Here is a 24502-nt window from a genome sequence, read left to right as displayed (position 1 = left end):
GGTTTGGTTTTTAATTCATGTCAAAATCTTAATTACTTTTCATTCATTCCGTATCCTCCACCTAACGCCTGATACAAAGCGATTAGTTGGAGTAACGAACCACCTTGTGCCTGCACTAACTGATTTTCGTAACTCAATAGCGAACGTAAGGCATCCAATACATTTTGGAAAGGACTGAGTCCTTGCTTATAAAGGTCAAGAGAGAGTTTCAAAGTTTCTTCTCCTTGATGGCATACTTCGCGCATTGCTACAATTTGTTGTATAGAGTTGCGGTAAGCATTCATAGCATTATCCGTTTCCTGTACAGCAGTAAGTACGGTTTGATTAAATTGATGGATAGATTCATCCAATTGAGCATGTGCCAAACGAGTGGCATTGACCAGTTTAGTTCCATTGAACAGTGTCCAGCTAATACTTGGGGCTATTTCGAAGGTCATGCTGTTTCGTTTGGTCAGGTCATTCAGGTCATGTGAAGAATAACCTACAGAACCCTTTAAGAAAATTTGGGGCAACCAGTCACTTTTTGAGGCTCCCAGCAGTGCAGCTTGAGCGTTGACTTGTCTTTCGGCTTGTCGAATATCGGGACGACGCAACAGTAAATCAGCAGGAATACCTACACCGATGGGTTCCATATAGTCGGGCAATTTACCGGATTGCTCTAAGATGGGACGAATATGTTGCGGATAAGTACCTAGTAAAATTGCTAAAGTAGTGATGTATTGGTTAATCCCTGCTTCCAGCTGTGGCATGGAGGCTTTTGTACTATAATATACGGATTTAGCTTGGGCTACATCTAATTTTGAAACCAATCCTGTTTTATACCGTGTTTCAGTAATGCTGAGTACAGCAGCCTGTGTATCGTAGTTTTTGGTTACTACGCTGAGTTCTTGCTGCAATTCACGCAATCCTACATAAGCGGAAGCTATCTGAGTACAGAGTGAAATCATTACGGAAGTATATTCTTCTTTACTGGCGGCAAAGTTTTCCCGTTGTGCTTTTACCCGTTGTCGGATGCTACCGAATACGTCCAGTTCCCAACTAGCATTGAGTGAGGCACTGTAGGCACTACTTATAGACTGCGGCAATGCTGTAACATTACCACTACTTTGCTGACGATCCCACCCGCCGTTTAAAGAAATAGAAGGGAAAAAACTGCCACGTTCGATTCGCAGATTAGCCTTTGCCATATCCATGCGATCTATGGCGGAAAGTACGGAATAATTTTGAGTAGATGCTACTGTGATAAGTGAGTCGAGCATGGGGTCACCAAATGCTTTCCACCATTGATCATCAACGGGTTGTATTTGCCCCGTGAATAGATTGTCATCACCTGGAATAGCGTGTGATGTATCAGTTCCCCACCCTTGGGGAAGCGGCTTCTCCAAATATCGGTTATTCTTCTGAGCTATAGCCGCAGGACATAAGCATAAAATGAGCAGCGCAAGGCTCCAAACTTTTATATTCATAAGGTTTAGGTTGTTATGTTATGGGAAAGATAACAACCTAAACCTTTATTTGTTTATGCTAATTTTAGAAGGCGTATCCGAATCCTACATTTAGATAGATAGGATACATAGCGAAAGTAATTGTATTAAAATCTTTCTTGAAAATGTCGTTCATTCCCCAGGTAAGATCGGCAAATACATTTAAATGTTTGAAGGCACGCCAGTCTGCTCCGGCTTGTATTCCCCATGCAAATTTTCGCATATCATTAGTAAAGTCATAATTAGCAACTGCTCCATTAGTGAAATTGACTTTTTCTCCGGTAGGATTTCCTTCGCGTAAATAGCCTTCGTAAACATATCCGGAGAATTCTCCATCCATCAGGTAAGATACGTATGCTCCTAGTTTTGCACGCCAACGTGAACTTATTTTATATGCACCAAGCACCGGAACGGTAACGTATGCATTGCGTACTTTGGTTTGTACTCCTCCTGTCCAGTTCCCTTTCAAGTGATTGCCGTCACCACCAATGATTTCCATGCCATAGTTTTTTACTGTTGCTTTGGTAATCATATTCTTGTTTTCCACACGTACACCAGTTATTACGCCCCACTTCTTTTGTGTTCCTAGCCATTTGATGGCATTTCCTTCGAGTACAAAAGCTAAAGTAGGATTATATGAATCAATACTTCGTATTTCCACAGGCAGAGGTAATGGAGCAGTACCGCCAATGCTAATACCGGCTTTTAACTCGTACTCCCATCCATGCAGTGCTGCATTGATGAGTGTCCGGCTCTGATTTTCCTGAGCATGTAAGGTGATGTGTATTCCACCTATCAATGCGATGAGTATTACTATTTTCTTTATCATAATGTTTCGAGTCTTAGAGTTGTATTATTCGTAAATCAGTTCCACTTCATCTATTAAGAGGGTACTTCCGGGTGCACCTTGAAAGAGAGCTCCATCTTTACTTGAAGCAAATATGATACTTACTTTGTATCCGCCGCTGGCCAGTTTGTTTTCATCGATTGTCTTTCCATATCGTTTGTAGTCGAATGGAATATCAAAGAATTCCCAATCATCTGTTTCGTGTGGGTTGGATATCAAGGCAAGAGCTACCATATTAGGATTATTGTAGTTTTCATTTGCCAAATTTCCGTCTAACATTTCAGTATCTTTCGTGGTCTCATAAAAGATAGCATAGATATTGAACATATCTTTGCGGTTTGTATAGCCTCCGTTTTCATAGAACTTCTCACCTGCTTTGTATTTGTAATAACCAATTAAGCGTGTCGGTCTATTATAGAAAGGTACTCCAAAGCGAGTAGCGGTAAGCGGACTGGTGATGGCATTCAGCATATTAAAGCTTCCAATAAACAGATTACCGGCAGCGATAGGCATTTTTACCATTTCTCCCAAAGAGCCGGTTGTCCTTGTTTCTAATTTTGCGCATTTACCTACTTTTCCATGAGCATATTGTACAGTCGGATATTCATCTGCTTTAGCCTCACTCATGGCGAAGTTAAAACCTGCATTACCACTTGCCCATGTCAACTCCTCACCATTTTGCTCAGAGTAAAATTCTTGATATTTGTTTTTGATAAGTCTCACGTGCTCAAAGTGATATGTGGTAGGAATATTACTTGCACTTTGCTCTTTAGCAGTGATCAAGTAGATACGTTGCCATTTCTTGTCTTCCGAAGTTACAGTATAGCGTACCGGATTTGTGAAGTTTTGGCTACTACCACTCGCAGGATTAATGGTGGCACCGGGAGTCAGTTCAAATATAGGAGCTAGATCAGTAAGGTCAGTTCCTTCCTTTACACTGATTAGTATTGGATATGCTTTTGATATTTCGTTATAGGGTGGATTAAGATCAATATAAGAATTAGCCAAAACATCTTCTTGGAAGGATATATTTGTTATATCTGCTTCAGCATTGGGTGCTTCGTCTTGTATACACGACCCTAGCAGTAACCCTATAAAGGTGCATTGCAAGAATATTTTTGTTAGTTTCATACGTTTCTAGTTATTTAAGTCTTTTTATTTAAATGACAAAATTACGTTTTTTTCTTTAGATAATTAGATATAATGTTCATATTTAACAAAAAACGGCAATAGTTGTTCCTCTATTGCCGTTTTTAGTATGAAAAATGTTCTATTTTTAATCTTCTGATCCGATATGCACGATTTTTCTTTTAGCTCTTGTCGGCTTTTCTTTTGGAACTTCTACCTTTATCTCTGGACATATACCTGCCAATTCAGGGTCAATCATAATACGACCACAGTATTCGCAAACGATAATTTTCTTACGAGAGCGGATATCCAATTGTCTCTGAGGCGGAATTTTGTTAAAGCAACCACCACATGCGTCACGTTGTACATAAACAACTCCTAATCCATTACGTGAGTTTTTACGGATACGCTTGAATGATTGAAGCAAACGTGGTTCGATTTTTGTTTCGAGTTCTTTTGCTTTGTCTCTCAATTTTTCTTCTTCCTGCTTGGTTTCTGAAACAATCTCGTCCAATTCGCTCTTCTTCACCTCCAAGTCTTTTACTCTTTCATCTAAAGCTGCAGTGCTGTCTGCTACTTCATTTGACTTTTCAGCCTCTTGTTCTGCAAATTCCTTAATACGTTTTTCGCAAAGTTCAATTTCCAAAGTTTGGAATTCAATTTCCTTGCTCAAGAAATCATATTCACGGTTATTGCGTACGTTATCTTGTTGATCTTTATATTTTGCAACAGAAGCCTTTGCTGTTTCTATTTCTACTTTCTTACCGGCAATAGCAGACTTTAATTCTGAAACTTCAGCTTTGATTCTGTCAATACGAGTACTCAGACCGGCAATCTCATCTTCCAAGTCTTGTACTTCCAACGGAAGTTCACCTCTTAACGTCTTGATTTCATCAATTTTAGACAACATGGTCTGCAATTGGAACAAAGCTTTCAACTTCTGTTCCACTGTTAATTCCTGAGGATCTTTTTTTGCTTCTTTAGCCATTTTACTTACATGTATTTTATGGGATTTGTATTCACTTTGGTCTGTTGAACCTCCAAGTTTGGAAATAAATCCCGGATTAATGTATAAAATATTTCTTTAGTATATTGTTCGCTCTCGTAATGTCCTATTTCAGCCAGTAAGATGTCATTTTCATGTCCGAAATAGTCATGATATTTAATTTCACCCGTTATGAAAACATCGGCATGGTTGCGTATGGCGAGCGGCATCAGAAAAGCACCTGCACCACCGCATAGAGCAACTGTTTGTATTTCACGTCCAGTCAATTTGTTGTGTTTGAGGCAGCCTACCTCAAAAGTCTTTTTAATACGTTTCAAAAATTCCAGTTCGGTTTCTGTAGTTTCCAGTTCACCAATAACACCTGCTCCTGCCTGTGCCCAAGTATTCTGCAAAGGGTAAATGTCGAATGCAGGTTCTTCATACGGATGGGCGGCTAATAATGCCTTGACGGCTTCTGCCTTTTTATAAGCAAGTAAAATAGTTTCAATGCGTATTTCTTTTTCAGTATGGATCTCTCCTATTTCTCCACAATATGGATGAGTTCCTTCGCTTGCACGGAAAGTTCCTTCTCCTTCCAGATTATAACTACAAGAATCATAGTTGCCGATATTACCGCATCCTGCATTGAACAGTGCTTTACGCACATCTTCAGCCTGTGCTGTGGGTACGAAAGTTACCAGTTTTACCAAAGCATTTTCTTTCGTTTCCAAAACACGCACATTCTTTAATCCTATTTTCTCTGCAATCTTGAAGTTAACGCCTTCAGGCGCATTGTCCAGATTAGTATGAGCAGCATAAATTACGAGGTCGTTCTTGATGGCTTTCAAGATACAACGCTCCACATAATCCTTACCTGTAATGGATTTATACCCTTTAAAAATGAGGGGATGATGTGCAATTATCAAGTTGAATCCTAACGCAATAGCTTCATCCAATACGGTTTCAGTAACGTCAAGACACAACAAAGCCCCTGTAACTTCCGCATCTGTCAATCCGATTTGCAGGCCGGCATTATCAAATCCGTCTTGCAATGGCAGAGGCGCGAACTGTTCAAGGGCGCTTACTATTTCCTTAATTTTCATTATGAACAGAAAATTTGGTTGCAAATATAGCAAAAAGTAATGAATGGGGAATTCTTTTTTATTCTTTTTTATTGGTATTGTATAATTCAAGAAATTAATATCGTGTAGTACAGTAAGTTAATATCGTGTTTACACGTTACATATATCCTGTAAACACGATATTAACTTCTTGGTAGAGTCTTTATTTATGCTCTTTTTTTTCAACTGTGACCGGTAATAACTTACCGTATGCATCAAATGATTTGCGGGAAGCCAAAGATATTGTGATCATCAGCGAAAGCATGGATGCTGCAAAAGTAATAACCATAATCATCATCTGATATTTGATGGCTACATTCGGACTACTTCCTCCTAATATTTGCCCGATCATTGTACCGGGGAAAGCCACTAACCCCATGACGGAAATATTGGCTATCAACGGACTGAATGACTTGATAATAGCTTGGCGTATAAATGGTGCTTGCGCCTCTGCTCTCGTAGCGCCGTTTCCTAGAAGATAGCGATAGAGTTGCTGTTCCCGTTTTAGTCCGCTGTAATATGCATTGAGAGCTATCACATTGCTGGATAACATATTGCCCATTAGTATACCGAAAATTGGTATAAAGTACCGCGCACTAAAAATATTCTCAATTCGCAAAACTATCCCGATAAAATACAAACCTACACATACTACACTACACAAGAATCCTATGGAAATGGGAATAAGCAAGATTTTTCGCTTCAGTTGCGTACGTACCAGTGCTGTATGGGATGCAACAAATATCATCACAATGACCCACAAGAAATTAATCCAGGGGTTATCCCATAAAAAAAGATAATTCAGATAAATACCGATGAAAAATAATTGTACAATCATACGAGCCGTACCAATAAGAGTGGCTTGCAAAAGTCCCGTCTTGAACTTCCAGATATAGAACAACGGAATTAATAATAAGAGTAAACCGATGCCTAGGCTTAAATATGATATATCGATAGTTCCCAAAGTTATATTTCTATTTGATAAATATAAATACTATGATTGATGCCAGTACAATGCAAATAACTAAAATGATCAAAGTGATGCGTAGCCTGTAACGTTGTTCCTGACATTCTTTCTCTGCCGTTTGTTTTTGTATTTTCTCCATATCTTCGGCAGTTGTATTTTGCGGTAATCCAATATGCCCCTCATACATTTTGTTTCGACGGTCGTTTAAGCGTTGCCGACGTAAATTGCGCAAATCACGGTTTTCCTTATCGCGCCGTATCATATCGAAAACAAATCCTGAGAAGCTCATGGTATTCTTTTTATTTCATTATTATGTGTTGGTCACATCCCGAGAAGAATCCTTCATCGTGTGATACGGCCAATATACTGCTGCCTATCTCCATTTGCTGCCGGAAAAAAGAGAGAACTTTTTCAGTAGAACCTGAATCTAATGCAGATGTAGGCTCATCGACAATGATTAACGGTTTGCCAATCATGGAGGCTACGGCTATCATTATGCGTTGCCGTTGACCACCAGAAATTTCATTTACACGTTTATTATATAGCTTTTGCTCCAATCCTAAATGTTCAAAGCAGGCAAATAACCGGGTTTCAGAAAAAGGACTGTTCCGATTAGCTTTCAAACCAAACGGGAGTTGCACCATGTCTTTTACCCATTCTATTGGCAATGCCAATTCTTGGGGAATCCATGCTATCTGTTTTCTGATTGCGTCAACATTTCCTTTTTCTAAAGTAATGCCATTTAGGGTAATGCTCCCCTCTTTTAGAGGAGTAAAACCTAGTATGGCATTAAGCAGCGACGTTTTTCCGCAGCCCGAAGGTCCGGAAATGCTTGCAATCTCTCCCCGTCCAAGGTAGAGGTTGAATTCGGAGAAAAGTATATTATTGCCATATGCTATACAGGCATCTTTTATTTGGAGCATTTGTTTCTCTTTAATTTAGCATCAGCAAAGATAGAGAAAAAAATATTTGTACTATCTTTGTCCTACTAATTAATTCAGGAAAGGAAAACTATGATACAGAATGAACGTGATTGCCGTCATGAACATGTGCTAGACGTAGCAAGACAAATGTTGACTGCCGCTCGCACGGCACCAAAGGGTAAAGGTATTGATATAATTGAAGCAGCTTTGGTTACAGGTGAAGATGTGAAGAAGCTGGCAGCAAAGATGGTTGCTATGGTTGAAGAGCATGGAATGAAGTTTTTCCTCCGTGATGCGGATAATATTTTGCAAGCCGAATGTGTGGTTATTATAGGTACGCGCGAGCAAGCTCAAGGATTGAACTGCGGACATTGTGGCTTCTCTACTTGTGCAGGGCGTACAGAAGGAGTACCTTGTGCGTTGAATACACTGGATGTGGGTATTGCTATAGGCTCTGCATGTGCCATGGCTGCTGATATGCGTGTAGATACTCGCGTGATGTTCTCTGCCGGACTTGCAGCACAACGCTTGGATTGGCTAAAAGGCTGCAAAAATGTTTTCGCTATTCCTGTCAGTGCATCTTCAAAGAATCCGTTCTTTGACCGGAAACCGAAAGAAGAAACTGCCAAATAACAAGGAGACTTTACACATATAAGTCCGTAGCCTTACACTTATAGGACCGAAGGCTTACATATATAAGAGTGTGAGCTTACGCATATAAGAGTGTAAAATGAAAAGTATATAATAGGTTTTAAAGGGAAAAATTTAATTGATTAAATATGGGAATTATTGTCGGACTTCCATTGGGTGGAGCTTCAGAGAAAGATTATCAGGTACAATTTGGTAAGAATATAAACGTACAAGTAGAAACGCGTGCCCCTCTCCTGCCCGCCGAATGGGCGCTTCAAAGCGGTATACAATTGACTTGGCCTCATGCAGGAACTGACTGGGCATATATGCTCGACGAAGTGCAGGAGTGTTTCATCAATATAGCCCATGAAATAGCTCTACGTGAGAAGTTGCTTATTGTAACTCCGGATTCGGAAGAAGTAAAGCGCTTGATTTCTGATAAGGTCAACATGGAAAATGTACATTTTTTGCAATGCGAAACGAATGATACTTGGGCACGCGATCACGGGGCGATTACCATGATGAATGCTGATGGTCCTTCCCTGCTCGATTTTAAATTTAATGGTTGGGGTTTGAAGTTTGCTTCCGACAAAGATAATTTAATTACGCGCCATGCTGTAGAAGCCAAAGTGCTAAAGGGAAGCTATATAAATCGTTTAAATTTTGTTCTTGAGGGTGGCTCCATCGAAAGCGATGGCGTGGGTACATTGCTCACCACATCCGAATGCTTGCTTTCTCCTAATCGTAACGGACAAATGAATCGGGTGGAGATAGAAGAATATCTTCGTTCTGTATTTCATTTAGAGCAGGTGCTTTGGCTGGATCATGGTTATTTGGCAGGCGATGATACAGATAGTCATATCGACACGCTTGCCCGTTTTTGTTCACCCGATACCATTGCATACGTGCAATGTACCGATGCCAATGACGAACATTACGAAGCACTCCGAGAGATGGAAGAGCAGCTGAAGACATTTCGCACATTAAAAGGCGAGCCTTATCAATTACTGCCTTTGCCTATGGCTGATAAGATTGAGGAAGAAGGTGAGCGCCTTCCAGCTACTTATGCTAATTTCTTGATAATGAATGATGCCGTATTGTATCCTACCTATCGCCAGCCGGAAAATGATGTTCGTGCCCGAGAAGTATTGAAAGAAGCTTTTCCGCAACATGAAATTATCGGTATTGATTGTAGAGCTTTGATAAAACAGCATGGTTCCTTGCATTGCGTGACAATGCAATACCCTGCAGGTGTGTTTTAAATATTTAATTGTAACCCTTTAAATTATAACTAGATAGATGACAAGAAAGATAAAAGTCGGTATTATCCAGCAAGCTAATACGGCTGATCTCCGGACAAACCTGATGAATCTAGCCAAAAGCATTGAAGCTTGTGCTACTCAAGGTGCCCAATTGGTAGTTTTGCAGGAATTGCATAACTCTTTATACTTCTGCCAAACGGAGGATACGCAATTGTTCGATCTGGCAGAGCCTATCCCCGGACCTTCTACCGGATTCTATTCGGAACTGGCTGCTGCTAATAATATCGTGCTTGTTACTTCATTATTCGAGAAACGTGCTCCGGGACTGTATCATAATACAGCCGTAGTTTTTGAACGTGATGGAAGTATTGCCGGAAAGTATCGTAAAATGCATATTCCGGATGATCCGGCTTATTATGAAAAGTTTTATTTTACTCCCGGAGATATAGGTTTTGAACCTATTCAGACGTCTTTAGGCAAATTAGGAGTATTGGTTTGTTGGGATCAGTGGTATCCTGAAGCTGCTCGTCTCATGGCGCTTAAAGGTGCGGAAATCCTGATTTATCCTACAGCTATCGGTTGGGAAAGTAGTGACACAGAAGAAGAAAAATCTCGTCAGCTCAATGCTTGGATTATCTCTCAACGCGGACATGCTGTAGCTAATGGCTTGCCGGTAATTTCTGTGAACCGTGTGGGACATGAACCCGATCCTTCTAAACAAACAAATGGTATCTTGTTCTGGGGAAACAGCTTTGTAGCCGGACCTCAAGGTGAGTTCCTTGCACAAGCAGGAAATTGCGATCCTGAAAATTTGGTTGTAGAGATAGATATGGAACGTTCGGAAAATGTACGACGCTGGTGGCCGTTCTTGCGTGATCGTCGTATTGATGCTTATGAAGGACTGACGAAGCGATTCCTTGATTAGTTTGTATGCTTTCTTATTTGAAAGTTAATTTCTTGTTCATCATGAAATTAACTCCTCCATACAGAAACAAGCCCAAGAACTGAGCAAGGTATTCATCGCAATTCAACCCCTCTACCAATCCGATTAAGAAAAGGAATTGTGCTCCGTATGCCATTCCGAAAGCTATAGAAAAGAGCAGCACTTGTCGCCAAGTGTTGCTCTTTTCATTTTTGGGGAATATCCAATACTTGCACCACATGAAGTTGTGAATCTGTGCAAGTATGTATGCAGTTACGTTAGAGAGCATGTAATTGATATCCAATTCATCCATCATTATCCAAACGGTAACAGCCATGATAATGGCATTCAATGTACCGATTACTGCAAAACGAAAAATGCGCGTGGACTCTTTCACTCTCTCCTGACTCTTCGCTATTATTCTTTCACCTCAACAATCAGATTCAGTTCATCCAATTGCTTTTGATCGATAGCCGAAGGAGCATCCAGCATCACATCGCGTCCGCTGTTGTTCTTCGGGAATGCGATGCAGTCACGAATACTATCAAGACCGGCAAAGATACTAACCCAACGGTCGAGACCGTATGCCAAACCACCGTGAGGAGGTGCGCCAAACTTGAATGCATTCATCAGGAAGCCAAACTGTTCTTGTGCTTTCTCCGGAGTGAAACCTAAAATTTCGAACATCCTTGCCTGTAATTCTGCATCGTGGATACGGATAGATCCACCACCTACTTCGATACCATTGCAAACCATATCGTATGCGTCTGCACGAACAGCTGCCGGATCAGTATCCAACAAAGCGATATCTTCATCTTTCGGATGAGTGAACGGATGGTGCATAGCCATCAAGCGACCTTCTTCCTCACTCCACTCAAACATCGGGAAGTCAACAATCCACAACAAAGCGTACTTGTTTTTGTCACGAAGACCCAATTGGTTACCCATTTCAAGGCGAAGTTCATTCAGCTGCTTGCGAGTTTTCATTGCATCGTCGCCGCTCAGAATCAAGATTAAATCACCCGGCTTGGCACCGAAAGCAACTTTCATTTCTTGCAGAACTTCTTGTGTATAGAATTTGTCTACACTCGATTTTACTGTTCCGTCTTCTTCTATACGGGCATAAACCATACCTTTGGCTCCAATCTGAGGTTTCTTCACGAATTCAGTCAGAGCATCCAGTTGTTTGCGTGTATAGTGTGCGGCACCTTCTGCACAGATACCACCTACATAAGCAGCGTTATCGAATACAGAGAAACCATGTCCCTTCATGATATCCATCAACTCAACGAACTTCATACCGAAGCGGAGGTCTGGTTTGTCACTTCCATAATATTTCATAGCATCAGCCCATGGCATACGTTGGAATGGTTCAGTTAGTTCCACACCTTGAATTTCCTTGAACAGATACTTAGCCATACCCTCGAAAAGGCTGATCACATCGTCTTGTTCTACGAAAGACATTTCACAGTCAATCTGGGTAAATTCCGGTTGACGGTCGGCACGCAAGTCTTCGTCACGGAAGCATTTTGCAATCTGGAAGTAACGGTCAAAACCGGATACCATTAATAATTGCTTTAGTGTTTGCGGGCTTTGCGGCAAAGCGTAGAATTGTCCCGGATTCATACGTGAAGGAACAACAAAGTCACGTGCACCCTCAGGAGTAGAACCTACAAGAATAGGAGTTTCTACTTCAATGAATCCTTTGCTATCCAAGTATTTACGTACTTCAATAGTCATTCTGTGACGAAGTTCAAGATTGCTGCGTACATTTGCACGGCGCAAATCAAGATAACGATATTTCATACGGATATCGTCACCGCCATCTGTATTCTCCTCTATAGTGAAAGGAGGTGTTAATGAGGAATTCAGTACATTCAGTTCTGAAACGATGATTTCAATATCTCCGGTTGGAATATTGTTGTTTTTGCTGAAACGTTCGTTTACAGTACCTGTTATCTGGATAACGAATTCACGCCCCAGACGATTGGCACGCTCACAAAGTTCAGCGTTTACCTCTTCATTAAATACTAACTGGGTGATTCCGTAACGGTCGCGAAGGTCGATAAAAGTCATACCACCCATTTTGCGACTACGCTGTACCCAACCTGCCAGCGTTACTTGCTTGTTAACATCGGAGATACGCAATTCTCCGCAGGTTTGTGATCTATACATCTTTTTTATATTTAACTATTTACAATTTGCTATTTGGACTGTGCTGTGAGGGCACAGTATATAAATATCATGCAAAAATACATAAAACATATTATATGTCACACCAAAGAGAGGGAGATTCTTTTAAAAAATCACTTTACAAGGCAGTATTATTGTAAAACGGCTGCCTTTACCGGGTTCCGACCAAAGCTCTATGCATCCGTTCAACCTGTCAATGATACTTTGGCAGATGGAAAGTCCCAGTCCAACCCCTTGGGCAAACTCATCTTCCTTATAGAAACGATTGAAGATCATTTTCTGTTCTTCAGGATTGATACCTTTTCCTGTGTCTTCTACAAAGATTTCCACAACGGATCTTGCAGGAACATACCGGTAACCCAGGGTTATACTTCCCTGCTTGGTAAACTTGCAAGCATTGTTTAAAAAGTTTGTAATAACCTGTGTTATACGTACTTTATCTGTACTTATCTGAAGCTTGACATTAGTTTCCTCTTCTAGTAAAAATTGCAAATAGTCAGGTATCAGCATTTGATGAGTGATGTAAACGTTATTAATTAATTCGTCTACACGACACTCTTGGTATACAAAAGTCATATTACCCGATCGTAAACGGGATAATTCCAAAATATCATTTATTAGTTTCAGCAGCAATTCATTGTTATGATTGATAGCCTGAATGTAGTCCTCCCTTTCTTCTTTATCGAGTTTTTCATCCGAGCCCAAAATAGTAGAAAAGCCCACAATAGCATTTAAAGGGGTCCGTATTTCGTGGCTCATATTAGCAAGGAACGATTCTTTGAGTTCTGCTTTCTCGGCCAGTTGCTTAGCTTCTTCCAGTTCCTTCTCTCGTTCTTTAAACTTTTGGATATTAAGCAATAAACCGGCAGTACGAAATTGCTTACTAGTGGTATAACGGAATTCCCACCATTGGTACCCCTTATTATTGAAGTCGCATTGTACTTGGACTATTTCCTTTTGTGCGGTATCCAGTCTTTCCCAATTCTGGATGAAGATTTTCCGATAATCAGGATGAAGAAACTCGATGATTTCTTTAATGGTTAGCTCTCGTGGGAAAAGACCTAATGACTGCCAAAATGCTCTTTCGAAAGTAATGGTATCACCCTCTAATTTCCAGACAAAAGTATTACTACCTTCAATAGCTAGCGCAAGTGTTTCTTTTTCATCAGCCAATGCGAACAATGCCTTTTTCTTTCTTTTGTGTTCGCGCTTATATAAGAAGGTAAGCCATATAATAAGAGATAGAAGCAACAAGCTTGAAAGAATAATGCTGACAATCCAAAGAGTGTAGTGCTTCAATCTAAAAGGTGCATTCGGAATGATATAGTCAGTAGGTATCTTACTGATAGGAATTTCCAGTTGTTCCATAACCTTCCAGTCGACAATGTATTGTTTGGCACTTTCCTGAATAGGCATCTCCGATGGCTTTTTGCCATGCAGAATCTGAATGGCAGCTCCAACTTCCTCTTTTACCTGTATGGAAAGAGGGGTAAAATATCCCCCTAATAGCTTCTCTCCTCCTTCGAATGCTTCGTTGATAGCTGTAAGACTTGGACTGGAACTGATATTACCAATATTCACTGTAGTAAAGTCACGCTTTACTTGAAGATAACATCGGTTTTTGGTGTATTTACTGAGAGTCCACATTACTGGCCCATCTCCTATATGACTACGTACTGAAACAGTGCTATATACAGTAGGGGTTTCTCTTTGTCGCATATACTTGACACCAGTCTCTAAAAAGATTATTCCTTTTCCTTTAATTTGTTCTTTGATATCCGAACGTATACGCTTGTCTAAAAATGTGCTATCGAGTATTGAAAAAAAGTTTGTTTGATTACCGAAGATCTTCTTTCCCATACTAATATTTGCCATGTAATCTATTTTATCATGAAAGCCGGTAACATTCGGGAATTGCTTGATTAAATTCCAATTAGGGTAATTGACTCCACCAAAGACAATAGGCAGACGTTTTACCATGGGATTGTTGCATTTCAGTAAAGAGTAGGTGGCTTGATCTTCATTGACTATTATGATTTCGGGATTCCAGACTTTAAAAGAGTCAAGCAGACTATTCATCCGTTCTAATTCAGGTTTCTCCTGATACAATTCACAGTCTAAATATATATAATGTATGTCAGCCTTAATACCTTGTTTCTTAAACTCTTCTGCAATAAGACGATTGAATTGAGGATATCCTACATAACTATCCTCATACGAATGCACAACAAGTACTCTTCTAATTTCCGTTTTGGTGCAGCTACTAAAGCTAAAGCTTAATAGTACCAAAATAAAAAATAGTTTGATTGTACTTATTCTATTCATAGTATCAGCAGGGTGTGCAAGTGTTTTTAGATTTTTGTTAACTTCTTTATCTTCTCTTTTCCTCTATCTATTATCTTTTTGTTTTTGTGAGTGAGGTCCTCCACAAAAGCTTCGTTTATCTGCTTCAATCCATTGATATAATCTTGTGCCCGTTGAATCACATTCGAAGTATCTTTCTCTGCATTCTTGGGAATAATGACCTGCAAGCCTTTCTGAATGATTTCAACATCCACATTCTCTCCCATTATCATAGGGTCTCCATCAAAATGAACCACTCCCTGTGTGGCACGATGAATACGTAATGTTTTGCAACGGAAAGTCTTGATACGGCTGTTCTGATCAATGGTTTTATTGAATAGTTGGAATGAAAGCGACGGTACATCCAGCACGGTAAATGGCTCCAGGATTGTAACATCCAGCAATCCATCATTCAATGTGGCTTGAGGAGTGATGTACGCATTATTTCCGTATTGCGATGCATTGCCGCAGGCTATCAGGAATGCCTTGTAGCGCGAGGTACTACCATCCATTTCCAATTCATAAGTTTCCGGACGATAGTTCAGACTCTCGATCAAAGTCTTTTCCATATAAGTAAGGGGACCTCTCTTACCGGCCTTGGAGAATTGCAGACTGACAAATGCGTCGAATCCTACTCCACAGGTACAAAAGAAAGGTACATTATTTATTTTGCCATAATCGATAATGTCTATCAGCCCTTCATTGATAATGTCAATGGCTTTTTTAGGTTCCATTGGAATTTGCAAATGCCGGGCCAGTCCGTTGCCTGAACCACAGGGAATAATACCCAATGCGGTCTTTGAATGTACCAACGAGCGGGCTATTTCATTAATTGTGCCGTCTCCACCAATAGCAACGACCGCATGTACACCTTCCTGAGCTTTTGTTGCAGCAATTTCTACAGCATGTCCTGCGCGCTCTGTATAAATAACCTCATGTACATACTTCTCTTGATCCAGCTTTTCATTAACCCATTTCAAGATCTGTTCTTTGCTTTGGGTTCCGGAAATTGGATTTATAATAAATGATATTTTTTTCTTTTGTTCGTCCATGCAAAAGCGTGTTACTATGCAACTTTTCTGTCTTGCAAAAGTAATATAATTCCTTTAAATTTTAACCATCTTGGTATTTTAAAACGAGGATAATAGATTTTTTAGAGTAAATGAAACACATAACAACATATTTTGTTATCTTTGCCCCCTGTTTTCAGAGTTTACTATTTTAATAGTAATTAAATATTCATTATATAATAGACATTTCATGGGTTTACTACAAGACAAATTTGCGAAATACGACGTGCCACAACAGTTTATGGCAAAAGGCGTATATCCTTATTTCCGTACAATTGAGAGTCATCAGGATACAGAGGTGATGATGGATGACAAGAAGGTCCTGATGTTCGGTTCGAACGCGTATACAGGATTAACTTATGATAAACGAATCATAGATGCCGCAAAAGCAGCTACAGATAAATACGGTACAGGTTGTGCCGGTTCTCGTTTGTTGAACGGTACACTCGACATCCATGTTGAACTGGAAAAAGAACTGTCTGAGTTCGTTGGTAAAGATGACGCCTTGTGTTTCTCTACCGGTTTTACAGTAAATGAAGGTGTGATTCCCCAATTAACCGGACGTAACGATTATATTATTTGTGACGACCGTGTGCACGCATCTATCGTAGATGGACGTCGTCTCTCCTTCTCTACTCAGTTGAAGTACAAGCATAACGATATGGAAGACCTGGAAAAGGAACTCCAAAAGTGCGAACCGGATGCTGTCAAGTTGATTGTGGTAGACAGTGTATTCTCTATGGAGGGTGACCTTGCCAACTTACCGGAAATCGTTCGACTGAAGAAGAAATATAATGCCAGCATTATGGTGGACGAAGCTCATGGCCTCGGTGTATTCGGTAAAGAAGGACGGGGTGTTTGCGATTACTTTGGTGTAACCGATGATATAGATTTGATAATGGGTACCTTTAGCAAATCATTGGCATCTATCGGTGGTTTCATTGCCGGTGACAAAGAAGTAATCAACTGGTTACGTCACAATGCTCGCTCTTATATCTTCCAGGCAAGTAATACTCCTGCTGCAACAGCAGCTGCTCGTGAAGCACTTCATATTATCCGTACTGAGCCCGAACGTCAGGAACGTTTGTGGGAAATTACAAATTACGCTTTAAAGAAGTTCCGCGATGCAGGATTCGAAATTGGTGATACAGAGTCTCCTATTATTCCGTTGTATGTTCGCGATGCAGAACTGACATTTACTGTAACGAAGCTGGCTTTTGATGAAGGTATTTTTATCAATCCGGTTATTCCTCCTGCATGTGCTCCGCAAGACACATTGGTACGTGTAGCATTGATGGCTACTCATACAAAAGAACAAGTAGACTATGCTGTGGAAAAGCTGACAAAATGCTTCAAAGCATTGGATATCATTAAGTAATTTGACAGAAACATATTGAGAAAACCGTTTAGTCATAAGATTAAGCGGTTTTTTTCTAAATAGCAAACTGAATTAAAACCCATTAAACTGTTAGTAAACATGAAAAAGACATTTTTCATTATTGCCGCTATTGTATGCGGTATGAGTTTTGCCACTACTGCATCGGCACAATTTAAAATCGGTGGAAAGAAAATTAACGTAGGTAAAGCTGTACAAGCAGGAACTGACGCTGTTAAAGCCGTAACTTTGTCTGACGCAGACATTGCAGCCATGAGTAAAGAGTATATGCAATGGATGGATACGCATAATCCATTAACAAAGCCTGATACTGAATATGGCAAGCGTTTGGAAAAGTTAACCGGAAACATTAAGGAGGTAGACGGTTTGAAAGTAAACTTCGGTGTTTACGAGGTAATCGACGTTAACGCCTTTGCATGTGGAGATGGTAGTGTACGAGTATGTGCAGGCTTGATGGATATTATGACTGACGAAGAAGTGATGTCTGTAATTGGTCATGAAATAGGTCATGTAATTCATACAGACTCTAAAGATGCTATGAAGAACGCTTATCTTCGTTCTGCTGTGAAAAATGCAGCCGGTGCTGCAAGCTCTACAGTAGCCAAAATGACTGATTCTGAATTGGGTGCAATGGCAGAAGCTTTGGCAGGTGCACAATATTCTCAAAGTCAGGAAACAGAAGCAGACGATTATGGATTTGAATTCTGCATTAAGAATAATATCGATCCTTATGCCATGTATAATGCTTTGAATAAGTTGCTGGAACTTTCTGCTGAAGCTCCAAAAGATTCCAAGTTCCAAAAATTATTCTCTTCCCATCCTGATACGGCTAAGCGTGTAGCTCGTGCCAAGGAGAAAGCTGACGAATATATGAAGAATAAGAATTAAATCTTTTCTATATAGTATAATAAGGTGGGGTCAGAATTACTTGAACCCCACCTTATTTTTTATATTTTTCCAAATGAATCCTTCTACATCTTGAGCTATTACTATTCCTTTGGTAGCTTCTTTATCTAATTTGCTTTCACGTAACAAGGCAATGCCAGCGATGGAACGTGAAAGAAGCTTCATAGTGCGTGCATTGGCATATCCCAATTCTCTGTTTTCGCAAAGTTGGGAAATATATTTAGCCATGATAACTTTAGCTTTAGTTTCCATTTTCATTTTCCGCTTTTTCAGCATTTGTTCCAGAATTTGTAATAGCTCATTAGCGGTATAATCTTCGAAATGCAGGGTGTGGTCAAACTCCGCTATTCCACATTGCTTCAGGCTATTTACCAAAGGCTGTCTGATGGCTTCATGTTCAGCAATAATTAAGGCATAATTTCCCGGAAGATCCGCCGTTAGCGATGTTAACCGGAAACGTAACCTCTCACTATCAAAGTGTGATTGCGAACTTTTGAATGCCGGTGCATCCCCATCGATAAATAGCAATCCTTGCTGTGAACGCTTCATGGCATTTTTCAGAATCTCATCGACTTTATAATCTTGTACATTGTATATTTCTTCAGCTTTCAATTCTATCAGTTGCCCTTTGCCCAATAAGTTCATGGCATGAAGTAGTTCGGCCATAATACCGGCAACGGTACTTTTGCCGGTACCGGTATTTCCGGTGAAGCTCCATTTTAGAGGGCCGGCATTTCCAGCGTATGCCAATTCCTGACTATTAAGGTAACGTGATATGTCTACAAAGTCGTGAATAGCTTTCTTTATCTGCTGCAAACCTATCATGCTGTCCAGTTTCTGTAGAGAGCGAGCAATGCTTTTCTCGTCGAATCCGTTATTTTGGATATTTTTCAGTTCATCTTCCGTGATTGGAATATCCTGCGCTTGAATGGTTTGCAAAGTGTTTTTGTTTTTCAATTTACTTTCGGGCAAGGTGGCCAAACGGCTACTCATAGCAGGAATAATCTTAGTGTTAATGAGCTGAGTTACAAAACGTCCGTTGCCGAAGTGCCGGTCTTTATGCCGTACTTCTTTTGTTATCAAGGCTTTTAATGCTTTGATGGCAGCCGCAGAGAAACTGTAACCATTCTTTTGGGCTACTCCCTTTGCTATTTCCATTAATTCGTCCGCTGTGTAATCTTCAAAGTGGAAAATATATGGAAAACGTGATTTCAGTCCGGGATTGGATTCAAGCAGTTTTTCCATCTCTTCCGGATAACCTGCCATAATTACAAGCATATCGGTTTCTTCACGTCCAAGGGCGGTAAGCATGGTTTCTATCACTCTGGGACCTGAATCATTGGAAAATTCGCTTTCTTTTAACAAAGAATAGGCTTCGTCAATGAAAAGTACATTGCCTTGGGCGCTTTTCAGGATTGCTTTGGTTTTTAGTTCTGTTCCTCCTACCCGCGTATCCATAAAGTCACTCCGTTCTACGCGTACCACATTACCTTTTGATAACAATCCCAATGAAGCATAGATTTCTCCGATAAAATCGGCAACAGTTGTTTTTCCTGTACCGGGATTTCCGGTGAATACCATGTGCATGGATGGTAAAGTAGTATGAATGTCTTGCTCATTCCGGAGGCGGACCAAGTTTACAAAATTCAGATGATTGCTGATACTCTTCTTGAGTTGTTGCAACCCGATCATTTGCTGTAATTTAGCTAATGACTTCTTGTAATCACCCTGTTTCAGACGAGGGATATCTTCTTTTTCTATAGTGATGAGTTGTTCGCGTGTTGGAGACGAAATCTTACTGATGCGTTGTGCCATGTTATGCAGGATTTCTTCCGAAAACAGTGTTTCCATGTAACGCCCGTTGCCAAAAGTTTCATCGTGCATATTGTATGCCCGTTTTACAACCGACTGCAAGGCTTTTCGAGCATCTTTTGTAAGCTCGTAACATTTTTGTCGACAATAAAGATCACCAATTTGCATCAGTTCATCCATACTATAATCATCAAAATAGTAACGGTTGGTTTCGGGAATACGTGATTCAAGTCCGGGATTGCCATTCAGCATATTTTTCATAGGTCCAGGATAACCTGCCAATAATAACATCCAGTCGCGGTTCGATTCGTCGGCTAAAGCTGTGAGCAAGGTTGTCAGAATGTTCATGCCGGGATCTTTGGGATCTTCCGGTTTATAGAGTGTATATGCTTCGTCTATAAATAAGATACCACCTTTGGCACGCTTCATGGCAGCAATAGTCTTTTCTCCTTCGCTGCTATAATATTGCCCTAACAAAGTACTGCGTTCTTCATATACCACATGTCCTTTGGAAAGCATACCCATATCTTTCAGAATCTTGCCAAGCAAGCCGGCTACGGTAGTTTTACCAGTTCCCGGGTTACCAATAAAAGCAGCGTGCAACGAGTGCATTTGTGTAGGAAGTCCCATAGCGTTGCGTTTCTGCTCCATGAGAATAAGGCTCCGGTAATCGCTAATTTTATTTTTAACACTGGCAAGCCCTATCATGTCATTCAGTTTTTGCATGGGGTCGTTCACTATATCCGAGCGGAGAATCTTCTTTCCGGCAATGTTCGTCTTGGGTTGTATAGCTTCTTGTCCATATATGCTTTCTACATCTTTATTCCCGATTTCGAATGGAGCGGATATAATGGTCTCGTCCATGAAAAGTATTTCAACGAGATAAATACCTTTTTTCCAGAAATTCCGTTTGCCTTGTCCTATCTCCCAACATAGAGACAGATACTCTTGCTCTTCGCTAGTACAGAAGTTACTAGACATAATCTCTGTAACTACAATCCGTCCTGTTTCGTCATGCAGGCGTACTTCGAATTCGGGAGTGAAGCTCGGAACCTCTTTCTCTGACAATAAGCTTTTGACGATTTGTACCATAACAACGGATCCTAAATGGAGTTGGTTGAAACAGCTTTGCGGACGCATCGGCTGACTGTAATCCACCTCTTCACCTTCTTCATTACGGAATAATGCAAAAGAGTGTTGTTGAAAACATTCCGTATAGCTTTCCGGAAGTTCCATCAACTGAAAACCTTTGCAATGTACTTCTGATCCGTTGTGACATACGGTAATAGAGAAACGGCTGTTTCTGATATTATCCAGGTCGAGCATATTACTAGGTACCGGGAAAGATATATATAACTTTCCAAGTAGGTCATGTCTGTTTACCTGAACAGTCCGGGTTATCTTGTCCAGCTGCTCGTCGTTATTGTCTAATGTGATATTGAGTTTTCTGCTCCAACGGAATTCTTCATAATGCGGATTGTGTATTTGTATTTCTGCATGTAGATACTCTCCCGGCTTGGGTGAGCGAAATTGAGTGCGTTTCGTAAAGCAACCACTATATTCCTCTTCCGCAGAAAAGGCTAAAAGGATGTCAGTAATGCGTACTTGAGGTTCTTCGTCGAAGAAATGTTCTTCTTCTTCGTTGTCGTCATCTTCTTCTTCAATATCATTATCTTCCAAACTTGTTTTGATGAATTCATCCAGTAAACGTGTAAATTCATCATCATCGTCGTCTTGTTCTTTTAAGTTTATGTCATCAGCCTTTTCAGGGGTAAATTCTGCATCTGTTGGCAGTTTGTCGAATTTGTCTTCCTTTGTATTTTCAGTTTCCATAATTGATTCCGGGTTTGGAGGACAAATATAATTATTTTTGTTAGAATGCTTGTATTTCCGATTATAAAACGTTTGTTTTTATGTTCAGTAAGAGTGAATAGTACTGTTTATTTTATTATAAGATTTGCTTCCACTTCCACTCTTTTTATTAAGCTATTGATTATCAACTGATATGTATCTAATAAAAGATGTATGCGGGTGTATGAAGATATTTTACTTCCACTATACCTGCTGCTTTTTATCCTTAATATTAGTCTGTAACATCCTTATTTACAGGCTTTACATATACTTTATGGCATCCCTGCCCTTTTGTCGTTAAATAGCCTTTATCTACGAGTATCGTTCAGCGCTATCAATGTCAGCCTATGTCTGAAACCATAAGCATTACTGTGCTTTCCTATAGTGATAATTGATACACGATATGTCTAATTGTCAGTGTATTGCATTTACATATATATTACATGCTAATGTAAATGTCGTTACATATAAGTGTAACAGCCTTTACGTCATATTGTAACGATCGTTACCTAATAGTGTAAACACCTTTACTCCATAGGGTAAAGGATGTGATGCAATGAGGTAACTGATGTCTTCTTCTAATGTAATGGGACTTATTGACTACAGCCTTAACTCCTGCAACTACTCACTTGCGTAACATCAGTATTCATCTTATTGTTATGTAAAACTTTGTTTTGGGAGTAAATGAATGAGGGTTATTTTATTTTCTCTTTTATTTCTTTCAATAACTTTTCTTCAAATTCTAACACTGTAATGGCTGTTTCGTCCGTCTTTTGTAATTCCTTGAATAGAGAATGCGCTTGTTCGATTGATTTTATTGCGTTGTCCCAGGATTGTCCCTCTTTGTAAAATATCCCGATGTTATGGTGAGACATGGCATAAAGTTCTAAAAGACGTTCGGATTTATCTTTTTCATATAGATATTCATAAGCCTCAATATGTGCCAAAAGTGCTCGTTCAGCTAATTTTTTATCTCTTATTTCTCCTGTATGCCAATAACTATACCCTATTTTGTAGAAAGTTTTGGCTATGAATTCCTGATATTTCATCTTTTCGAACTTAAGCATTTGTTTTTGGAAGACAAGTGCTTTGGAGAAAAGAGGTATGGCTTCCTTATAACGTTCTGCCAGAAAGAATATGTTTGCAAATCCAAAAATCAAATCGGCGGCGAGGCTGATATAATCGCTTGCTAATTCTTCGTCTTTTATACTTTCAGAATGTTCGCAGTAATAAATGACTTTCTTATAATATTCCATAGCTTTGTCTAAACTCCCCCCTTCACTACGGCGATAATGATCCCCCAAGCAGCAATAGATGTCGACGAGTTCGATTTCAAAACGCAATTTATCAAGTTTGTATCCTTTCAATGCTAACTTTAAGGCATTCTGCATCAGTTTTTCTGCTTGTTGGGGTTGCTCGTGTTTTATACTTTTGCTGTCTGCCATCAGTAAGGCTATATTGTCTACTAGCTCTTCTATGCTTTTTTGTATTTCTTCTTCCATTGAATTGGGGATTTATAGTTGGTAAAACTGGAGGATGAGATTTATAAATTCTGCTTCCACTGCTTATTAAATTACTGCCTTAAAATAATTTTCCATTCTATTTTATTAGATACAGGTCCTGTAAAATCCCATAGTTCATATCCTTTTTTAGTCACTACAATTCTCTGCTCCACACTTTGTAAATGAGCAGGAATATCAATACTAAAATATCCATTTTCATTAGTTATCGCACTAAGTTCACCTATGGCAACACAAGCTCTCTCTACAGGTACATTATTTTCATCTTTCACCATTCCAAACACATGTCCAAATGTATTATCCCGATGAATTGGAAGTACTATATTTCCACTCAATACTAAAGTTGTATCAATTGATTGAAAACCGGGAGAGGAAAATAATATTTTTGCAATTTTACCCATATAACGAGAATGAACTTCTTTATAAATCAGCTCTCTTCCCAAAGCTTCTAAATGTTGCATTTCATTTTTATCAGCATACTGTAAACTAATATCTGCTCCTTCAAAAGCAAGTGGAGTTGGAGATACTTCCTGAACACGGATGGTGACTGTATTAGGAGTAAAATAGTAAAAAGTTAAATATCCCAATATCACAACTATCAGTGGCAGTAGAACATATAGTGAAACAAAACGAACAATGCGTGGAAGATCTATCGGGTCTGATTGGATGAATCTTTCATTTTCAAGCAATTGCAGTTGTTTGTCAAACTTCATCAACAAATCTTCATAGGAAGAATACACATCACAAAAATGTCCTAATTCTTTTTCGCATGTTCTTTTAAATATGCCCATTTCCGCATCTTGATTTTCGGTTTCTTTGAAGTAAATAAAGATACGCGGTTTCTTTCCTGAACGTTGAAAACATTCTTGCGCCTTCTGCAACTCTTCCAACGTATATTGTCCCATTTTGCTATGAAATAGGAATACGGCAATATCACATTGATTAATATATTCATTATAACGATCTTGTAAACGTCCGGTGTGGGTTAAAGTGCTGACAAAATCTTTCCAAGTACGTTGATCAAAATCAATATAACGTTTTCTGTATAGCTTGTTCTTTTCAGAAAAGTATAGATCGAAACGGGTCTTATCCTCATCAAGTTCAGCTGATGAACCTATAAAAACTTTTACTACTTTCATGTA

Annotated in this window: 20 protein-coding genes; 5 read left to right on the top strand and 15 right to left on the bottom strand. The window is 39.6% G+C overall.

What is annotated here, in order from left to right; all coding sequences use genetic code 11:
• Positions 1 to 32: 32 nt before the first annotated feature.
• The 8 genes from Q1W14_RS00695 to Q1W14_RS00660 all read right to left on the bottom strand — a co-directional run bounded on the left by Q1W14_RS00695 (position 33) and on the right by Q1W14_RS00660 (position 7455).
• Positions 33 to 1466: an efflux transporter outer membrane subunit gene (locus tag Q1W14_RS00695; protein ID WP_300698258.1), complete on the bottom strand. Its 1434-nt coding sequence runs from the start codon at positions 1464 to 1466 to the stop codon at positions 33 to 35.
• 64 nt (positions 1467 to 1530) lie between these two features.
• Positions 1531 to 2313: a porin family protein gene (locus Q1W14_RS00690; protein ID WP_300698256.1), complete on the bottom strand. Its 783-nt coding sequence runs from the start codon at positions 2311 to 2313 to the stop codon at positions 1531 to 1533.
• Between the two features lie 24 nt (positions 2314 to 2337).
• Positions 2338 to 3462: a PCMD domain-containing protein gene (locus Q1W14_RS00685; RefSeq protein ID WP_300698254.1), complete on the bottom strand. Its 1125-nt coding sequence runs from the start codon at positions 3460 to 3462 to the stop codon at positions 2338 to 2340.
• Positions 3463 to 3607: 145 nt separating this feature from the next.
• Positions 3608 to 4447, bottom strand: coding sequence for a C4-type zinc ribbon domain-containing protein (locus Q1W14_RS00680; protein WP_300698253.1), 840 nt, complete (start codon positions 4445 to 4447; stop codon positions 3608 to 3610).
• 5 nt (positions 4448 to 4452) lie between these two features.
• Positions 4453 to 5547: a Nif3-like dinuclear metal center hexameric protein gene (locus Q1W14_RS00675; protein ID WP_300698251.1), complete on the bottom strand. Its 1095-nt coding sequence runs from the start codon at positions 5545 to 5547 to the stop codon at positions 4453 to 4455.
• 181 nt (positions 5548 to 5728) lie between these two features.
• Positions 5729 to 6529: an ABC transporter permease gene (locus Q1W14_RS00670; protein WP_300698249.1), complete on the bottom strand. Its 801-nt coding sequence runs from the start codon at positions 6527 to 6529 to the stop codon at positions 5729 to 5731.
• Between the two features lie 10 nt (positions 6530 to 6539).
• A complete protein-coding gene (locus tag Q1W14_RS00665) occupies positions 6540 to 6821 on the bottom strand; it encodes a hypothetical protein (RefSeq protein ID WP_300698247.1) in 282 nt (93 codons plus the stop codon).
• A gap of 10 nt (positions 6822 to 6831) precedes the next feature.
• The gene (locus Q1W14_RS00660; protein ID WP_300698245.1) at positions 6832 to 7455 is read right to left on the bottom strand and encodes an ATP-binding cassette domain-containing protein; all 624 of its coding nucleotides are present in this window, start codon (positions 7453 to 7455) and stop codon (positions 6832 to 6834) included.
• A gap of 90 nt (positions 7456 to 7545) precedes the next feature.
• On the opposite strand from Q1W14_RS00660, the gene Q1W14_RS00655 reads away from it, so the two are divergent.
• From Q1W14_RS00655 to Q1W14_RS00645, 3 genes are all read left to right on the top strand, one after another.
• Positions 7546 to 8088 carry a ferredoxin domain-containing protein gene (locus tag Q1W14_RS00655; protein ID WP_300698243.1) on the top strand — a complete coding sequence of 181 codons (543 nt, stop codon included), beginning with the start codon at positions 7546 to 7548 and terminating at the stop codon, positions 8086 to 8088.
• Between the two features lie 146 nt (positions 8089 to 8234).
• On the top strand, positions 8235 to 9347 hold the full coding sequence (locus Q1W14_RS00650) for an agmatine deiminase family protein (protein ID WP_300698241.1): 1113 nt from the start codon (positions 8235 to 8237) through the stop codon (positions 9345 to 9347).
• 37 nt (positions 9348 to 9384) lie between these two features.
• On the top strand, positions 9385 to 10272 hold the full coding sequence (locus Q1W14_RS00645) for a carbon-nitrogen hydrolase (RefSeq protein ID WP_300698240.1): 888 nt from the start codon (positions 9385 to 9387) through the stop codon (positions 10270 to 10272).
• Positions 10273 to 10285: 13 nt separating this feature from the next.
• Here Q1W14_RS00645 and Q1W14_RS00640 read toward each other — a convergent pair whose 3' ends face one another.
• From Q1W14_RS00640 to Q1W14_RS00625, 4 genes are all read right to left on the bottom strand, one after another.
• On the bottom strand, positions 10286 to 10666 hold the full coding sequence (locus Q1W14_RS00640; RefSeq protein ID WP_300698238.1) for a GtrA family protein: 381 nt from the start codon (positions 10664 to 10666) through the stop codon (positions 10286 to 10288).
• A gap of 20 nt (positions 10667 to 10686) precedes the next feature.
• Entirely contained in the window at positions 10687 to 12444 is a 1758-nt protein-coding gene (gene aspS / locus Q1W14_RS00635) for an aspartate--tRNA ligase (protein ID WP_300698236.1), read from the bottom strand.
• A gap of 123 nt (positions 12445 to 12567) precedes the next feature.
• Positions 12568 to 14787, bottom strand: a complete 2220-nt coding sequence (locus tag Q1W14_RS00630; protein ID WP_300698234.1) for an ATP-binding protein — start codon at positions 14785 to 14787, stop codon at positions 12568 to 12570.
• Between the two features lie 26 nt (positions 14788 to 14813).
• On the bottom strand, positions 14814 to 15857 hold the full coding sequence (locus Q1W14_RS00625) for a diacylglycerol kinase family protein (protein ID WP_300698232.1): 1044 nt from the start codon (positions 15855 to 15857) through the stop codon (positions 14814 to 14816).
• 208 nt (positions 15858 to 16065) lie between these two features.
• On the opposite strand from Q1W14_RS00625, the gene Q1W14_RS00620 reads away from it, so the two are divergent.
• Together Q1W14_RS00620 and Q1W14_RS00615 are read left to right on the top strand one after the other, a co-directional pair.
• Positions 16066 to 17253 (top strand): aminotransferase class I/II-fold pyridoxal phosphate-dependent enzyme, encoded by a 1188-nt coding sequence (locus Q1W14_RS00620; protein WP_300698230.1) that lies wholly within the window; start codon positions 16066 to 16068, stop codon positions 17251 to 17253.
• A gap of 99 nt (positions 17254 to 17352) precedes the next feature.
• Positions 17353 to 18159 carry a M48 family metallopeptidase gene (locus tag Q1W14_RS00615; RefSeq protein WP_300698228.1) on the top strand — a complete coding sequence of 269 codons (807 nt, stop codon included), beginning with the start codon at positions 17353 to 17355 and terminating at the stop codon, positions 18157 to 18159.
• Positions 18160 to 18195: 36 nt separating this feature from the next.
• Here Q1W14_RS00615 and Q1W14_RS00610 read toward each other — a convergent pair whose 3' ends face one another.
• The 3 genes from Q1W14_RS00610 to Q1W14_RS00600 all read right to left on the bottom strand — a co-directional run bounded on the left by Q1W14_RS00610 (position 18196) and on the right by Q1W14_RS00600 (position 24499).
• On the bottom strand, positions 18196 to 21822 hold the full coding sequence (locus Q1W14_RS00610; protein ID WP_300698226.1) for an AAA family ATPase: 3627 nt from the start codon (positions 21820 to 21822) through the stop codon (positions 18196 to 18198).
• Positions 21823 to 22535: 713 nt separating this feature from the next.
• A complete protein-coding gene (locus Q1W14_RS00605; RefSeq protein ID WP_300698224.1) occupies positions 22536 to 23342 on the bottom strand; it encodes a hypothetical protein in 807 nt (268 codons plus the stop codon).
• A 71-nt stretch (positions 23343 to 23413) separates the two neighbouring features.
• Positions 23414 to 24499: a carboxypeptidase-like regulatory domain-containing protein gene (locus Q1W14_RS00600; protein WP_300698222.1), complete on the bottom strand. Its 1086-nt coding sequence runs from the start codon at positions 24497 to 24499 to the stop codon at positions 23414 to 23416.
• Positions 24500 to 24502 lie beyond the last annotated feature (3 nt).

This window comes from Bacteroides sp. (assembly GCF_030151085.1).
Classification (GTDB): domain Bacteria; phylum Bacteroidota; class Bacteroidia; order Bacteroidales; family Bacteroidaceae; genus Bacteroides.
Note: the sequence above shows the minus strand (reverse complement) of the source record. Positions and strands in the feature narration are given on the sequence as shown.